At 69.0% G+C, this 15,695-nt stretch carries 16 protein-coding genes; 7 read left to right on the forward strand and 9 right to left on the reverse strand.

The features are described 5' to 3' along the window. Positions 1–117: 117 nt before the first annotated feature. Positions 118–558 (reverse strand): SRPBCC family protein, encoded by a 441-nt coding sequence (locus ACZ3HL_RS18060; RefSeq protein WP_465532779.1) that lies wholly within the window; start codon positions 556–558, stop codon positions 118–120. Positions 559–759: 201 nt separating this feature from the next. Here ACZ3HL_RS18060 and ACZ3HL_RS18065 point away from each other — a divergent pair, with 201 nt between their 5' ends. The 4 genes from ACZ3HL_RS18065 (at position 760) to ACZ3HL_RS18080 (ending at position 4,617) form a co-directional block, all read left to right on the forward strand. Continuing rightward, positions 760–2,724 (forward strand): FUSC family protein, encoded by a 1,965-nt coding sequence (locus tag ACZ3HL_RS18065; RefSeq protein WP_465532250.1) that lies wholly within the window; start codon positions 760–762, stop codon positions 2,722–2,724. Between the two features lie 76 nt (positions 2,725–2,800). After that, the gene (locus ACZ3HL_RS18070) at positions 2,801–3,139 is read left to right on the forward strand and encodes a hypothetical protein (protein WP_340686730.1); all 339 of its coding nucleotides are present in this window, start codon (positions 2,801–2,803) and stop codon (positions 3,137–3,139) included. A 235-nt stretch (positions 3,140–3,374) separates the two neighbouring features. Next, the gene (locus ACZ3HL_RS18075; RefSeq protein WP_465532252.1) at positions 3,375–4,307 is read left to right on the forward strand and encodes a TauD/TfdA dioxygenase family protein; all 933 of its coding nucleotides are present in this window, start codon (positions 3,375–3,377) and stop codon (positions 4,305–4,307) included. A gap of 61 nt (positions 4,308–4,368) precedes the next feature. Then, positions 4,369–4,617 (forward strand): antitoxin, encoded by a 249-nt coding sequence (locus tag ACZ3HL_RS18080; protein WP_465532254.1) that lies wholly within the window; start codon positions 4,369–4,371, stop codon positions 4,615–4,617. 69 nt (positions 4,618–4,686) lie between these two features. On the opposite strand, the gene ACZ3HL_RS18085 is transcribed toward ACZ3HL_RS18080, so the two are convergent. The 5 genes from ACZ3HL_RS18085 to ACZ3HL_RS18105 all read right to left on the reverse strand — a co-directional run bounded on the left by ACZ3HL_RS18085 (position 4,687) and on the right by ACZ3HL_RS18105 (position 9,712). Further along, the gene (locus tag ACZ3HL_RS18085; protein ID WP_465414901.1) at positions 4,687–5,664 is read right to left on the reverse strand and encodes a prephenate dehydrogenase; all 978 of its coding nucleotides are present in this window, start codon (positions 5,662–5,664) and stop codon (positions 4,687–4,689) included. 23 nt (positions 5,665–5,687) lie between these two features. Beyond that, positions 5,688–7,706 (reverse strand): oxidoreductase, encoded by a 2,019-nt coding sequence (locus ACZ3HL_RS18090; RefSeq protein WP_465532256.1) that lies wholly within the window; start codon positions 7,704–7,706, stop codon positions 5,688–5,690. Positions 7,707–7,715: 9 nt separating this feature from the next. Next, positions 7,716–8,252 (reverse strand): PadR family transcriptional regulator, encoded by a 537-nt coding sequence (locus ACZ3HL_RS18095; protein WP_465414905.1) that lies wholly within the window; start codon positions 8,250–8,252, stop codon positions 7,716–7,718. Positions 8,253–8,368: 116 nt separating this feature from the next. Further along, positions 8,369–9,217, reverse strand: a complete 849-nt coding sequence (locus ACZ3HL_RS18100; protein WP_465414907.1) for an SAM-dependent methyltransferase — start codon at positions 9,215–9,217, stop codon at positions 8,369–8,371. 27 nt (positions 9,218–9,244) lie between these two features. Next, the gene (locus ACZ3HL_RS18105) at positions 9,245–9,712 is read right to left on the reverse strand and encodes a MarR family winged helix-turn-helix transcriptional regulator (protein WP_465414909.1); all 468 of its coding nucleotides are present in this window, start codon (positions 9,710–9,712) and stop codon (positions 9,245–9,247) included. 146 nt (positions 9,713–9,858) lie between these two features. Here ACZ3HL_RS18105 and ACZ3HL_RS18110 point away from each other — a divergent pair, with 146 nt between their 5' ends. Both ACZ3HL_RS18110 and ACZ3HL_RS18115 read left to right on the forward strand, forming a co-directional pair. Further along, positions 9,859–10,806 (forward strand): alpha/beta hydrolase, encoded by a 948-nt coding sequence (locus ACZ3HL_RS18110; protein WP_465532258.1) that lies wholly within the window; start codon positions 9,859–9,861, stop codon positions 10,804–10,806. A 120-nt stretch (positions 10,807–10,926) separates the two neighbouring features. After that, positions 10,927–12,144 carry an alpha/beta hydrolase gene (locus ACZ3HL_RS18115; protein ID WP_465414913.1) on the forward strand — a complete coding sequence of 406 codons (1,218 nt, stop codon included), beginning with the start codon at positions 10,927–10,929 and terminating at the stop codon, positions 12,142–12,144. Here ACZ3HL_RS18115 and ACZ3HL_RS18120 read toward each other — a convergent pair whose 3' ends face one another. Together ACZ3HL_RS18120 and ACZ3HL_RS18125 are read right to left on the reverse strand one after the other, a co-directional pair. Continuing rightward, a complete protein-coding gene (locus ACZ3HL_RS18120) occupies positions 12,145–12,984 on the reverse strand; it encodes an oxygenase MpaB family protein (protein WP_465532260.1) in 840 nt (279 codons plus the stop codon). Between the two features lie 45 nt (positions 12,985–13,029). Further along, positions 13,030–13,920: a serine hydrolase gene (locus tag ACZ3HL_RS18125; protein ID WP_465532261.1), complete on the reverse strand. Its 891-nt coding sequence runs from the start codon at positions 13,918–13,920 to the stop codon at positions 13,030–13,032. 132 nt (positions 13,921–14,052) lie between these two features. On the opposite strand from ACZ3HL_RS18125, the gene ACZ3HL_RS18130 reads away from it, so the two are divergent. Further along, positions 14,053–14,649: a DUF4383 domain-containing protein gene (locus ACZ3HL_RS18130; protein WP_465532263.1), complete on the forward strand. Its 597-nt coding sequence runs from the start codon at positions 14,053–14,055 to the stop codon at positions 14,647–14,649. 3 nt (positions 14,650–14,652) lie between these two features. On the opposite strand, the gene ACZ3HL_RS18135 is transcribed toward ACZ3HL_RS18130, so the two are convergent. After that, positions 14,653–15,636 carry a hypothetical protein gene (locus tag ACZ3HL_RS18135; RefSeq protein ID WP_465532265.1) on the reverse strand — a complete coding sequence of 328 codons (984 nt, stop codon included), beginning with the start codon at positions 15,634–15,636 and terminating at the stop codon, positions 14,653–14,655. Between the last annotated feature and the right edge of the window lie 59 nt (positions 15,637–15,695).

Here is a 15,695-nt window from a genome sequence, read left to right on the forward strand (position 1 = left end):
CACCCACAACGGAACGCTACCCCACGCCCCGTTACAATCAGCAACAACACCAACACAGCCAGAGCCAGCGGCCAGCTAAGTAAGTGGCATTGCCCTTGGGAAGGGCGGGGGGTGGGGTCAGGTCCGTTCCGCGTGTTTCACCAGGCGAGTCGCCAGGATCGAGATCACCGTGCGCAGCGCCGCGCGGACGGCGGCGCCGGTGCCGGGCAGCGGTTCGGTGAACCGGCCGGTCCAGCGTAGATCCGTGCCGCCGGAAGCGTTCGGCGTGAACGACACTTCGGCGCGATAGTCCTTGAGCGGCGCGAGACCCGCGAAGCCGTAGACGTGCTTCCGGTCCTGTTCGTACTCCAGTGTCTCTTCGTGGAGATACACCGGCCATAGCCCGACGGCCCGGACGGCGCCCACCTCACCCGCGTCCGGCTTCCGCGCCCAGCGCGAGTGGAACACCACCGGTTTCGCCCATTCCGACCACCGGGAACCGTCGGCCTCCAGCGCGAACAGGGAAGCGGGCGAGGCGCTGCTCGTCCGGTTGACCTCGAATGAGTACGTCTTGCCCATGCGGCGACGATAACCGCTCCGGCCGCCCTTGCCGAGGGTCGCGACCGAGGCGACGGGTGCCGTCGGGCGTGTCGCGAAAGCCACTTTCGCGACCTCTGATGTTCCGAAAGTGGCTTTCGGGACACGCCAGCCCCGGGGCAACCTCCACAGGGGAAGTGGCTTCCCCCGTTGACTCGCCCGCCGATAAGTCAAGATAGGGGCGTGAGCACGACGCGCCGCGAGATCGCCGCACCACATTGGCTGGTGCAGCTGCTTCGCAGCACACCGGTTCCCATTCCGTGGAACATGGTCGCCCGCGCCGTCCTCGCCCTCGCCGTACCGCTGGCCGTCGGCTACGCGCTCGGCGACATCGGTGTCGGCGCGCTCATCTCCACCGGCGCCCTGCCCACCGTCCTTTCCGAATCCGCCGGGCCGTACCGCTACCGCGCCCGGCGGCTCGGCGGCGCCACCGCGGCCGCCGGCCTCGGCTACTTCGCCGGGCTGATCACCGGCGGCATCCCGGCCGCGTCCATCCCGGTCGTCGTCGGCGTCGCGGCGGTGTCCGCGCTGATCAGCGCGGCCGGCAGCAACGCGTCGGTCGCCGGCCTCCAGATGTTCGTCTTCTGCGTCCTCGGCACCGGCCAGCACGTCACCGGCCTGCGCGTCGAAATCCTCCTCGGCTACTTCTGCGCCGGCGCCGCCTGGAGTCTGCTCGTCGCGCTCGCCACCTGGACCTTCCGCGCCACCAGCCCCGAACGCGGCGCCGTCGCACACGTCTACGTCGAACTCGCCGCGATGCTGTCCGCGACCGACGAAGCCACCTCCCGCGTCGCGCGCCACCAGCTCACGACCGCGATGAACACCGCGTACGACCGGCTGCTCACCGCGCGATCCTGGCTGTCGGGCCGAGACGCCACCTACCGCCAGCTGCTCAACCTGCTTTCGGCCAGCACCCCCGCCGTCGAGGCGTCGGTCGCGATGGTCAACGCCGGCCGCCACGCCCCGGACGACGTGATCGACCACTTCATCGCGACGTCGGCTGCCGTACTCGCGAATCAGGACCTGCCGAAGCCGCCCGAAGCGCCCGAAGACGCCGACCCGGTCCTCGCCGCGCTTTACGCCGGGCTCGCCCGGATAGGCAAGGGCGACGACCGAAAACGGCGCGAGGTCCAGCCGTGGCACAAACGCCTGCGCGGCTGGGCGGGGTCGCTCGTCTCCGGTCCGCTCACCTGGTTCGCCGCGCTCCGCCTCACCTTGTGCGTGGCGATCGCCGAAGTCGTCGCGCTGCTCGTCCCGTTCGAACGGTCCTACTGGATCACGCTCACCGTCGGCATCGTCCTCAAACCCGACTTCGGCTCGGTGTTCGGCCGCGCCGTGCTGCGCGGCATCGGCACGGTGATCGGGGTGGGCATCGGCGCGGCCGTACTCGCCGCGGGCGGCGAAGGCTGGCTGCTGGTCCTCCTGATCGCCGTGTTCGCGGGCGGCGTCGCGGTCGGCAAGGTACGCAACTACGGCATCCTCAGCGCCTTCGTGACCCCGCTGATCATCCTGCAGATGGACCTCGCCAGCACCGGAAGCTGGGACGTCGTGCTCGCGCGACTCGTCGACACCGTCCTCGGCTGCGCGATCGTCCTGCTCTTCGGCTACCTGCTCTGGCCGGGCAGCCGGCGGCCGCAGATCGGCGGACGGCTCGCCGACAGCCTCGACAGCCTGGTGAAGTACGTCGACAAGGGGCTCGTGCTGGCGCCGTCGGGCGAAGCACGATTGGAACGCTCCCGCGCTCGTCGCCGCGCCTACCGCGCACTGGCCGACCTCCGGACCGCGTTCCAGCAGGTCGTCGTCGAACCCTCCGCCGCCGGACGGCAGGCCGTCGCCTGGTGGCCGGTGATCGCCGGGCTCGAACGCGTCGCCGACGCCGTCACCGAGGTCGGCGTCACCCTCGGCCGCGGTGCCCCCGCCCCGGCCGACGCCGACATCGCCCTCCTGACGGCCGCCCTCACCGAACTCGCGGCCGCCGTCCGCGAAGAACGGGAACCGGCGGAGATGCCGATGCCCGACAACGAGCAGCTGTCCGGCGTCGTCGACCAGATCGGCGCCGCCTTCGACGCGGTGCGCGGCCCCGACCTCGTCGAACGCGCGCCGCTGCGGCTGGTCCGGCGGTTCCTGCCCTACCACCGCCGCGCCTGAGTCCTCCTCCCACCCGGACGGGGGATGGTGAGTATCGTCTCGAACTAATGTTCGAGTTTTCACGCATAATCGACGCATGCTCGACACTGGTGACACGCTGCCGCCGGGGCCGCGTCACCTGCACATGGTGCGGCCCAACCAGCCCGTTTGGGTCGATCTCAAGCTGGTGTACCCCGTCGGCGCGGTGAAGACCCGCCTGCCCGACGGCCTGGACCTGACCGGCACCGTCCCCGGGCTGCTGGGGATGTGGCGGGCGACGACGACGGGACACTGGGTTGGCTGGGTCACCTTCCAGCTCGGTCCGGTCGGCCGGGGCGGCACGACGCATTCGCAGTGGGTGCTGGCCGAGGCGCTGCGGCCGCGGGAGGAGCGGAACACGTGGTCGGGAAGCTTCCCCTCCGAGCGGAGACGATGATCGTCCCGCCTCATGGACGCTGTTGACCGCACGCCAAATCACGCCCACCATGGGGTCGTGTCCGTCACTTGGGAGTCCGCGCCGCACCGCTCGCTGGGTGAAGGCGTCGCCGCATTGCTCCTGCGCCGTGGACGTTTGGGTTCTCCGCCCGCGTAACCGTGTTTCCCGCGAAGGCCATCTGTGAAAGGTGGCCGGTTTCGTCCTTCCCGGAACTCGGAAACCCCTGGAGACCAGCATGTCCGTAGAGCTGCCCGACCGTGTCCGCCTCCGCCCCGCGACCGTCCCCGACGGCGGGATCCTCGAAGGGCCGCGGCTGCTGCGGCGCCTGCCGGAGGGTGCCGAAGAACGTCCGTACGAGCTTTTCGCGCTGCGCCCGCTGGGACGGCTGATCGGTGCCGAGATCGGCGGCGTCGACCTCGCCCGGCCACTGACGCCCGCTCTCCACGCCGAGTTGAATCGCGCGCTGCTGGAGTGGAAGGTGCTGTTCTTCCGCGACCAGGACATCACTTCGGCGCACCAGCGCGCGTTCGCCGCCAACTGGGGCGACCTGGAGACGAACCCGTTCATCCCGAAGGGCGAGACCGAGGACACCACCCGGTTCACCCGCTCGGCGAGCATGCCCGCGTTCGAGAACATCTGGCACGTGGACGTCACGTTCCGGCCCGAGCCCGCGCTCGGTTCGGTGCTTCGGCTGATCGAGGTCCCACCGGTCGGCGGCGACACGATGTGGGCCGACATGGCCGCCGCCTACGACAACCTGCCGGACGACATCCGCGAGCGGATCGACGGGGCGACCGCGGTGCACGACTTCATCCCCGGCTTCGACCGCTTCTCCGACCCGGAACCGCTGCTGCGTCACCAGGACGCGTTCCCGCCGGTCGAGCATCCGGTCGTCCGCACGCATCCCGAGACCGGGCGCCGCACCCTCTTCGTGAACCAGGCGTTCACGACGCATATCGTCGGCATGGACCGCGACGACAGCGACCGGCTCCTGCGGTACCTGTTCAGCCGCGCGCACATCCCGGAGTTCCAGGTGCGCTTCAGCTGGCGGCCGGGTTCGGTGGCGTTCTGGGACAACCGCGCCACCCAGCACTACGCCGTCAACGACTACCACCCGTACGCGCGCGTGGCCGAACGCGTCGCCATCGTGGGCGACCGGCCGTTCTGAGCGTCCCCACGACGGGTGATCGACGGGGCGTGCCCGCCGGTTCCTGTGTGACGATGTGGCCATGGGCATCAACTTCGACGAATTGAAGAACAAGGCCACCGACGCTCTCCGCGAGCACAACGACAAGATCGAGGGCGGCCTGGACAAGGCGGCGGACTTCGCGAAGTCGAAGTTCTCCGGTCACGACTCGCAGATCGATTCCGGGGTCGAGAAGGCGAAGGGCTTCATCAACAAGTTCGACGACACCCCCGACACCCCGCCCCAAAACCAGCAGCCGCCGAACCCCCAGAACCCGCCGCCGGCCCAGTAATCGCCCGCATTTCGTCCTCTGGATGCGGTACTTGCGTGTGCAAGGACCGCATTCAGAGGACGAAACGCGTCAGGAGACCTCGCCGATCGCGGTGTCGCCGTCGATCGCCGTGATCCGGCCGCCCCGCTCGCCGAGCGCGATCAGGCCGTCGCGCGCGTCCGGCGCGCTCAGACCGACCCGGACCCCCGCGCGTTCCGCGTCCTTGGCGGCCGCGAACGCTTGCGCCCCTTCGTGACCCGCGTTGACCGTCACCGCGAGGCCGCCCGTCGACGCCAGCGAGCCCCGCGCGGCGCCCAGCCGCCCGAGCGCTTCGTCGACGATCGGCAGCAGCGCGTCCCGGTTGCCCTCGGTCATCGCCCGCACCAGCGCCGGGCTCGACCCGGCCACCCGCGTGCCGTCCGTGTAGGACCCGGCGGCCAGCGACATCGCCAGCGGCCCGCCCTGCGCGCCGATCGTGGCCAGGATGGCCGCGAAGATATGCGGCAGATGCGAGATCCGCGCGACCGTCTCGTCGTGCGAGTCCGCCGGCAGCGGCACGACATGCGCGCCCACGTCCAGCACCAGCTGGGCGACCTCCGCCCAAGCGGTCAGGTCGGTGTCGTGCTCGACGCCCAGCACCCACGCCGCGCCGCCGAACAGCGCGGGGTTGCTCGCCTTCCAGCCGGAGTTCGCGGTCCCGGCCATCGGGTGCCCGCCGACGAACTTCGCGTACGGCACCCGACGGCGGACCGAGTCGAGCACCGGGCCCTTCACGCTGGTCACGTCGGTGAGCACGCAGTGCCCGGCGACCCGTGAAACGGTCCGGAGCACCTCCTCGACCGCGGGCAGCGGCACCGCGAGCACGATCATCGCGTCCCGCTCCGCCGCCTTGCCCAGCGCGGCTTCGACCTGCGTCGTCACGTCGAAACCCGCTCTGCTGGCGGCGTCCGCGTCAGCTTCGGAGGTCGTCGCCCCGAACGTGGTGCGGCCGATCGAGTGCGCTGCACGCAACAGCGAACCACCGATCAACCCGAGCCCGATCACGCATACGTCCCGCACAAGGGTCATCCTGCCATCTGTGAGCCCCCACGTCAGAGAACGGCGGCCAGGCGGGTTCCCTGATCGATGGCCCGTTTGGCGTCCAGTTCCGCCGCGACGTCGGCGCCGCCGATCAGGTGCACCGGCAGGCCTGCTGCATGCAACGCCTCGGCGAGGTCGCGCACCGGCTCCTGCCCCGCGCAGACGACGACGTTGTCCACGTCGAGCACACGCGGCTTGTCACCGACGGTGATGTGCAGGCCGTCGTCGTCGATCCGGTCGTAGGTGACCCCGGTGAGCTGCTCGACGCGCTTGGCCTTCAGCGCGGCCCGGTGCACCCAGCCGCTGGTCTTGCCCAGCCCCGCGCCGATACCGGACTTCTTGCGCTGCAGCAGGAACACCTGCCGCGGTGACGGCTCGACCTTCCGCTCGGTCAGCCCGCCCGCGGCCCGCTCGGGATCGGTGACGCCCCATTCGGCCATCCACGCGTCCCGATCGAGCGCGGGGGAGGTGGTGTGCGTCAGGAACTCGCTCACGTCCACGCCGATCCCACCCGCGCCGATCACGGCGACCTTGCCGCCCACCGGTTTCCCGTGCCGGACGACGTCCACATAGGACAGAACCTTGGGGTGGTCGATCCCGGGGAGCGACGGCACCCGCGGGGTCACGCCGGTGGCCAGCACGACCTCGTCGAACCCGGCGTCGATCAGGTCGGCGGCGGCCACGCGCGTGCCGAGGCGCACCTTGACGCCGGTGACCTCCAGCCGTCGCGTGTAGTAGCGGATGGTCTCCGCGAACTCCTCCTTGCCCGGGATCTTCCGCGCGATCCCGAACTGGCCGCCGATCTCGTCGTCGGCTTCGAACAGTTCGACCGCGTGCCCGCGTTCGGCCAGACCGGTCGCGGCCGCCAGCCCGGCGGGACCCGCGCCGACGACGGCGACGCGTTTGGTCTTGCGCGTGGGCGAAAGCGTCAGCGTGGTCTCGTGGCCCGCGCGCGGATTCACCATGCAGGACACCAGTTTCCGCTTGAACGCGTGGTCGAGACAGGCCTGGTTGCAGGCGATGCAGGTGTTGATCTCGTCCTCGCGCCCGCCCTCGGCCTTGCGGATCCATTCCGGATCGGCGAGGAACGGCCGCGCCATCGACACCAGGTCCGCGTCCCCGCTCGCCAGCGCCTCCTCGGCGACCTCGGGCATGTTGATCCGGTTCGACGTGACCACCGGGATCCCGACATGCGGTTTGAGCTTGCCGGTCACCCAGGTGAACGCCGCGCGCGGTACGGACGTCACGATCGTGGGCACCCTCGCCTCGTGCCAGCCGATGCCGGTGTTGATGATCGTCGCGCCCGCCTCTTCGACGTCCTTCGCCAGCGCGACGACGTCCTCCCAGCGCTGCCCGCCTTCGACGAGGTCCAACATGGACAGTCGATAGACGATGATGAAGTCCTCACCGACCGCTTCGCGTGTGCGGCGCACGATCTCGACGGCGATCCGGCGCCGGTTCTCCGCGCTGCCACCCCATTTGTCGGTGCGCTTGTTGGTGCGCTCGGCGAGGAACTGGTTGATGAAGTAGCCCTCGGAGCCCATGATCTCGACGCCGTCGTAGCCCGCTTCCTTGGCCAGGAAGGCACAATCGGCGAACGCGCGGATCTGGCGCAGCACGCCGTACCCGGAAAGGGCCCGCGGTTTGAAGGGGTTGATCGGCGCCTTGATCCCCGACGCGGAAACGCTCAGCGGATGGTAGGAATACCGGCCCGCGTGCAGGATCTGCAGCGCGATCTTGCCGCCCGCCTCGTGCACCGGGTCGGTGAGTTGCTTGTGCGCCTTAGCTTCCGCGCGCGTCGAGAGTTTCGACGCCAGCGGCAGGAGCCAGCCGGTCCGGTTCGGGGCGAAGCCGCCGGTGACGATCAGCCCGACGCCACCGCGGGCGCGTTCGGCGTAGTACTCGGCCAGTTGGGGGAAATGCGCTTCCTTGTCCTCGAGGCCGGTGTGCATCGAACCCATGATCACCCTGTTGCGCAGGGTGGTGAAGCCGAGATCGAGCGGGGACAACAGGTTCGGGTACGGGCTCATCGCTGGTCCTTACGCATCGTGGTGGAATGCCCGGAGGACTTCCTCGAGCCACTCGACGTGGCCCTGTTCGGTTCGGATTCCTCCGCGCAGCACGAGGAACTGATGCAACGACTGTCCACTGAGGACGCTTGGGTCGGGGAAGTCGTGCTTCTCGATCAGCAGGTACGCGTCGAGCCGTGCCGCGTGCGCGTCGCGATGCCGGGTGACCTCGGCGGCGACGGCGGCCGGATCGCCGAGAGTGGCGCCGCGGATCTTCACGGCGAGCTCCCTGGCGGTGGCCGAGGGGTCGGGTTCGGCGAGCCAGCGGGCGAGTTCGGCCCGCCCCGCGTCGCCGACGGTGTAGACCTTCTTGTCGGGTTTCCCGGACTGCGCGACCTGGTCGACGGCGACCCAGCCCGCGTCCTCCATCCGCTTGAGCACGCGGTAGATCTGCTGGTGGGTGGCGCTCCACCACAGCCCGATGGACTTCTCGAAACGACGCGTCAGCTCGTAGCCCGAGCCGGACCGCTCGGACAGCGAAACGAGGATCGCGTGCTCCAGTGCCATGCACCTAGTTTCATATGCACCTAGTTGCACTGCAAGGCGACGCACGTCACAGGTCCGTGAAGGCCTCCTTGAGGGACCCAGAGTCCCTCAAGGAGGCCTTCACGGACCTTGAAGAATTACGGCTTGCGGGCGATACCGCCGATGACGCGCGACTCCGACGGGTTCGCGGCGAAGACCGTCTTCTCGTCCGGGTGCCACGCCGGCGCGTAGACCAGGCCCGGCTCCAGCAGCGGCCAGCCGCCGAAGAACCGCCGGAACTCGTCCATGGTGCGCAGGAAACCGGGGTTCGTCGTGGTCTCGTAGTAGTCGAGGATGTCCAGAAGCGCCTGCTTCTCGTCCTCGTTGGCCGGGTTCTCGTTGGTCATCTGCGAAAGCACCAGCAGGGAACCCGGGGCGAGCCGGGCGCGGTAGAAGTCCAGCAGCCCGTCGGGGTCTTGCTCGTCCTTGATGAAATGCATGACCGCGTTGACCACCAGCGCGACCGGCTCCCGCACGTCGATGATGCCGGAGTCCATCACCCGGTCCCAGAGGTCTTGGGGGTCGAACAGATCCGCGGCGATCGCGTGGTGGCGATCGGGGTCCGCGGTGTCGGCGAGCAGCAGCGTCGAATGCGCGAGCGCGATCGGCTCGTTGTCGATGTAGAGGACGTGCGTGTCCTCCTGCGGCCGCGCCTCGTCGGCGACCTCGTGCACGTTGCCCGCCGTCGGCAGGCCGGAACCGATGTCGACGAACTGCTTGATGCCCTGCTCCGCGCAGTGCCGCACGGCCCGGCCGAGGAACTGCCTGCTGGTCTTGCAGTAGTCGCCCATGAGCGGCAGGCGCTCACGCACCTTCTCGGCGAATTCGCGGTCGATGGCGTAGTGGGTGTCGCCGCCGATGAAGTAGTCGTAGACGCGGGCCGCGGACGGCCGGTCCAAGCTGTTCTCGACGGCCTTGAGCGCCGCGTCGTGATCGATCATCGTCATCCCTTTGTCCGCGCCGGAAATCCCATGCTAACCGGCCGGGACGTAGGCCTCGCGGTAGGCGTTCACGGATTCGGTCAAGCGATCGAGCTCCGCGCGGGTGCGGGCGAGACCGGCCGCGTCGAGGCCCATCGCGTCGCCGATGATCTTCGGGATCCCGCTCGCGCGTTCCCGGAGCCGGGCGCCGTCCCCGGTCAGGCTGACGCGGACGGACCGTTCGTCGTCGGCTTGCCGGACGCGCTCGACCAGCCCGGATTTCTCCAGCCGCTTGAGCAGCGGCGACAGTGTGCCGGAGTCAAGGTTCAGCACGGTGCCGAGTTCCTTGACCAGCCGCTCGTCCTCCTCCCAGAGCGCGAGCATCACCAGGTACTGCGGATAGGTCAGGCCCAGATCGTCGAGCACCACGCGATAGAGCGCGGTCACGGCCCGCGATGCCGCGTAGAGCCCGAAGCACAGCTGATCGTCCAGGCACAGCGATCCGGTGTTGTCCGTCGGCATCGGTCCTCCTCGTCTCCCCATGGTGCGTCGATCATGCCGCAGATCGCCACTCGAGTGAGCCAAATCTCCTTGAGTACATTTTAGTTGTGCACAACTGAGTTGTGAGCTACCTTGGTCGCATCGACTTCGGAACCCAGGAGGCAGAAATGACCGCCAACCCGCACAACCTGGCCCTCGAACCGGCCGCGCAGGCCTTCGTCGAGGCCACCGCCACCCCGCCGTTCCTCTTCCAGCTGCCGCCGGAGGAAGGTCGCAAGGCCGTCGACGAGGTCCAGGGCGGCGACGTCGAACTGCCCGCCGCGGACGTCGAGACCACGCATGTCGACGGTGTCGAGGTCCGCATCGTCCGGCCCCATGGCGTGACCGGCCCGCTGCCCGTGATCGTCTACATCCATGGAGCCGGCTGGGTCTTCGGGAACTTCCACACCCATGAGCGCCTGGTCCGCGAGCTCGCGGTCGGCGCGGGCGCGGCCGTCGTCTTCCCCGAATACGACCGCTCGCCCGAGGCGCGCTACCCCGTCGCCATCGAGCAGAACTACGCCGTGGCGAAGTGGGTCGCCGAGCACGGCGCCGAAAACGGGCTCGACAGCACGAAGATCGCGATCGCCGGAGACTCCGTCGGCGGGAACATGACCGCAGCCCTCACTTTGCTCGCGAAGCAGCGCGGCGACGTCACCTTCCGTCAGCAGGTGCTCTTCTATCCGGTCACCGACGCGAACTTCGACACCGAGTCCTACCGGCGGTTCGCCGAGGGTTACTTCCTGGCCCTCGACGGCATGAAGTGGTTCTGGGACCAGTACACGACCGACGCGGCGCAGCGCGCGGAAATCACCGCGTCGCCGCTGCGCGCGAGCCTCGACGAGCTCGCGGGCCTGCCGCCCGCGCTGGTGATCACCGCCGAGGCCGACGTCCTGCGCGACGAAGGCGAGGCGTACGCCGCCAAGCTGCGTCAGGCCGGAGTCCCGGTGACCGCCGTGCGATACCAGGGCATCGTGCACGACTTCGTCATGCTGAACACGTTGCGCGGAACGCATGCCGCGGAAGCCGCGATTTCGCAGGCGATCGGGGTGCTGCGCACCGCACTCGAAGGCTGAGGGCCGGCCCGGGGTGACACGTGTCACCCCGGACAACACTTTCCGGTGGCCGCACGTCTCTTGATCCGGATGTGGGAAGCGCGGTGCGGGGGCGTGCCGCCGCCGGAAGGGACGATCGCCATGGGACTGGGCCTGAGCTCCATCCGGCTGGATTCGACCCTGAACCTCGTCATCGTCGTGGTGCTGACCCTGCTCGCGATCATCGCCGTGCCGTTCTTCTGGGAACGCTGGCGCCGCAAGCTTTTCGGCCGCAGCGGCACCATCCTCGTCGCGGTGGTGCTGATCGTGGTCAGCACCGGGATGGGCGGGAACATGATCGGCGGGTTCTTCCCGACGGTCGGTGCCCTGTTCGGCACCGGGGTGTACTCGGGGCAGGGAGTCGACGCCGTCGGCGGGCAGAACGGCGCGGACCTGGACAAACTGGGCGCCGGCGGGGCGATGCGCGCCAAGGAGGGCAAGGGTTCCGTCGTCTACATGACGGTGACCGGCAAGCGCACCGGCCTGACGCGTGACGTCTCGGTGTATTTCCCGCCCCAGTACTACGGCTCCGCGTACCAGGGCCACAAGTTCCCTGTCATCGAATGGATTCCGAACTATCCGTCCGGGCCGGAAGTGGTCACCGGCCCGTACGGCCTGCCCGCCCAGCTCGACGCGGCCATCGCGAAGAACGTGCTCCCGCCGTCACTGGTGATCATCCCGGATCCGACCGGGAAACCGAAGATCGGCCACGACACCCAGTGTGTCGACGAGGTCGGCGGATCGGCCAACGACACTTACCTGACCGCCGACATCCGCGACTGGGCGATCGAGAAACTCGGCGCCAATCCCCAGCGGAAGGCGTGGACGATGGCGGGCTGGTCCTCGGGCGGGTACTGCGCGATGAACCTCGTGACCCGGCACCCGCAGTGGTACGGCCAGGCGGCGAGTGTCAGCGGCTACGCGGAAGCTTCGGTCGACGCGGAGACGGAGAACCTCTTCAAGGGCAGGCAGGACATCATCGATGCGAACAAGGTCACGCTGAACCTGCAGAAGCATCCATCACCGGTGGACATCCTCGCGATCGCGGGGGACAAGGAAGGCTTCGAGAGCTCCTCGCTCGATCAGATCCAGGCGGCCGTCCGCGCGCCGGCGACGCTCTCGTCGTGGCGGATCCCGGACGCCGGCCACAACATGAACACCTTCAAGACGCAGATCCCCGACGTACTGGCGTGGATCGGCGCGCGGACCTTGCCGCCGTCCCCGCCGCAGGACAAGAAGATCGTCACCAACGGCGGGGTCAAGCCGTGGCCGCTGCCGAACACCGGCGCCAAGGGTGCGCTGGTCGACGTCGTCGAGTAGCTAACCGCGCTTGGCTCGATAAGCCTTGGGGTACAACCGAAGCCGGTCGGGAACACGGTTCCCGGCCGCCCTCGTGGCCGCGCCGAGGCGCCGGAGGCGGCGCTCGTCCTTGTCTGTCCATTTGAGACTCAAGCGGTCGCGAAGCACCGTGGGCAGCAAGCCGATCGCGCACAGGGTCAGCACGTTCCCGCCCGCCGGCCGGACGGGACGCCACAAGGCCTCCGGCAGGAACCACCACGGCGGCGGTGGCGTGTCCCGCATGGTGATCGAGCGGAGCAGTTCCCGGACCGTGTGGTTGTCCTCGAGCCGGTTCGCGACGACGTCGTCGAAGTAGGCCTCGAATCCTTCAAGGTCCTCGGGCATGTGGTGCTCGCGAAGGCCGAGTAGCAGGCCGAGGCGTCGCCATTCCGCGTAGAAGCGGCGCTTTTCGGCCTGGGACATGGGGTGTATGAACACTTCCTGCAAGCGGACGGTCGTCCAGAACGTCGAGCCGTGCACCCACCAGTAGGCCTCGGGGTTCAGCGCGTGATAGCGCTCGCCGTGGTGGTCGACGCCCTTGATCGCCTTGTGCATCTCGCGGAGCCGCTCGGCCTCGGCAATCGCTTCCCGGCCGCCGAAAACCTGGCACAGCAAGGAATCGATGGTCCGGTCGAGACGGCCCCACGGGTCTTCGGTGTAGTTCGAATGGTCGTGGACGCCGGCGCCGACCACCGGATGCGCCACCTGCAGCAGCAACGCCGTTCCCGCGCCGAGCAGCAGTCTCCGGTCGCCGACCACTCGCCAGGCGACGGAATCCGGGCCGAGCGGGGTCGCGGCGGGCAGGTGGGCTTCGGTGCTCATGACGACCTCCCGGGAGAGCGGCGTACGGCCACTGTCTCACCGTGTTTACAGGTCGTCAATAGCGGGGAGCAGCGCCCTGACCACCTCGGTGACCCGGCTGCCCGCGATCGGGTAGGTGGTCGACGTCGGCTGGGAGGTGAGGACGACGACGATGTGGCGATCGTCTTCGCCGACGGTGCCGGAGCTGTGCAGGATCCGAGAGCCGCGGCAGCACGCCCAGCCCTGCTTGATCGACCAGCGAAGGGAACCGACGGCGTCCGGGATGCCGAAGTACTGCCGGACACCGTCGGATCCGCTCTCCGTCGCGCCGCTCAACGCCCGCATGATCGTCGTCCCCGCACCCGCCTTGTCCAGCAGGTAGCGGTAGATCTTCGCGACGTCCGCGGCGGTGATCCGGGTGTCGCCCCAGCGGCCGGGGTCCTCGGGCGGACGCGTGCCGCCGAGGCCGATCCTGCCCGCCCATCGGGTGACGATGGCCGGTCCGCCGAAGGCCGTCCACAGCCTGCTGGCGATGTCGTCGTCGCTGGCCGAGAGCATCCGCTGCACGGTGCTCGCCGGTGTACCCGCTTGAAGCGCTTCCAAGGCGATGAGGAGTTTCACCAGCGAAGCCGAGGTGTAAGCACGCTCCGACTTGAGGGAAACCGTGGTCTTCTTGGCGGTGCGGTCGTAGACGACCACGCTCACCTGCCCGCCGGGGACGAGGTCCGCGAGCGCATCGGTGTCCACGGACTTCGGTGGTGGTCCCGGTACCGCGGAGGAGGACGGAGGCGAGGGTTCGACCGGTTCCGGTTCGGTTTCGAGGGTGATCACCGTGTCGGTCGAGGCCGCGACCGCGACCGCCGCCGGGCCGGGTCGCGGCCGCGGGATCAGCACCATCGCGAGGATGGCTCCCAGACACAACCCCACCAGGAGAAAGACACCGCTCACCTTGCCCACACGACCTGTTGACCGGATCACCCGATCGTGTTCACGGCTAGGCCGTTCAGCCGCCTCGGTTTGCCCGGGAGGGCCCCGGGGTATCCGGCCGCCAAGCCTGAAATCAGGTCGCCAACTCTGGGAGGCGGAGCAATGGCACGTACGCAACGGGCTCGTATCCGGACCGCGGGTCTCCAACCCGCCCAGGTACTCGCCGGGCTGTCGAGCCTGGCCTTCCTGGTGTTCGGGATAGTGGGCTTCACCAGGACCGGATTCGCCGATTTCGCCGGTCGCAGCGATGCGACGGTGCTCGGATTCTCGGTGAATCCCCTCTACAACCTCGGTTTCGTCCTGCTGGGCGCGATCGGTCTGCTGCTGACCTTCGGCTCGGGCCGGTCCAGGGTCTTCGGTTTCCTGACGTTCGTCGCCTTCGGGGTGCTGTTCGTCTGGGGTCTGATGATCGCCGGCACCGTTTCGACGAATCCGGTGTCAGAGGCGGGGAACCCGTTCAACCTCAACTCGACCGACAACTGGCTGCACCTCGGCCTCGCCGCCCTCGGGCTGCTGATCGCGTTCCTGCCCGCGCGGCACAAGGTGCTGCTGCCGGAGGACGAAGACGAGCACGTGGTGACGGACCGGGCCGACAGCGCCACGGTCGTCGAGCCCCGTCCGGACGGCCCGCGCCGGGCGAAGCATGAGAAAGGCCCGACCGTCGCTCGTGACGAGCGACCGCCGGGCCTGGCCCACTAGGTCTCAGTAGCCGTAGTCCTGGGCGGGAGCGTCGTCCTTCTTCTTCGGGTCGGCGTTTCCGCTCTGGGCGGCCTTGTTCTTCACCGGCGCGGTGCTCTTGCAGCCCGCGGGCTCGATGACGAACCAGGTTCCGCCGACGCCGTGCCCGTTCGCCTCACCGGCGTTCGCGTCCTTGGCGTAGCGGTAGACGGCCCATCCGCCGACGGTGACCTGCGTGGTGCCGTCCGCGCGCTTCACCTTGCCGAGCAGCTTCGGGTCGATGCCTTCGAGCTGGACGTCGCCATCGGCGAGCACCGGCGGCCAGGTCTTCGCGCAGTCACCGTTGCAGGTCGGCTGCTTGTTCTTCTTGTCCTTGGTGAACATGTAGAGGGTGAAGCCCTCCTGGTCCACAATGGCCGGTCCGATGCCGTCGACGTCGGTCGCGACCAGCTTCGTGGCACCGTCCTTCTGTTCGGCCGGAGCCTCCTGCTTCGCGGCTTGGCCCGCCTTACCGCCCTTGGCGTTCGCGGCGTACCAAGTGCTGCCGACGCCCTGTCCCTTGGTCTCGCCCGCCTTGGCGTCCTTGGCGTAGCGGTAAAGCGCCCAGCCGCCGACGGTGACCTGCTTGCGACCGTCGGCGCGGGTCACTTCGCCGACCAGCGCCTGATCCACGCCCTCGAGCTGAACGTCGCCCTCGGCCAGCATCGGCGGCCAGGTCTTCGCGCAGTCACCGTCGCAATTGGACTTCGGCGGCTTCGCGCTGTCCTTGTCGAAGCGGTACAACGTGAACCCGTCCTTGTCGACGAGCACCTGGCCGAGATCGCCGGCGTCGGCCACGGCCACCTTGGTCTCGCCCTTGGCCGCGGGGGCGTTCCCTCCCGCCCCGGCCACCGCGGCGGCGGGAGCGACGGCGGGCGCCGCCGTCTCGGTACCGCCGGAGCAGGCCGACAACGCCACCAGGCCCACGGCCGCGGACGCCGCTGCGACGACGAAACGCTTGCGAAGCATGGGATTTCTCCTTGTTCGTAGGGGTTCCGCGGCTTGGCGCGGTGAGCTCGTACCCCCTA

The sequence above is a fragment of the Amycolatopsis sp. NPDC000009 genome (genome assembly GCF_055563465.1).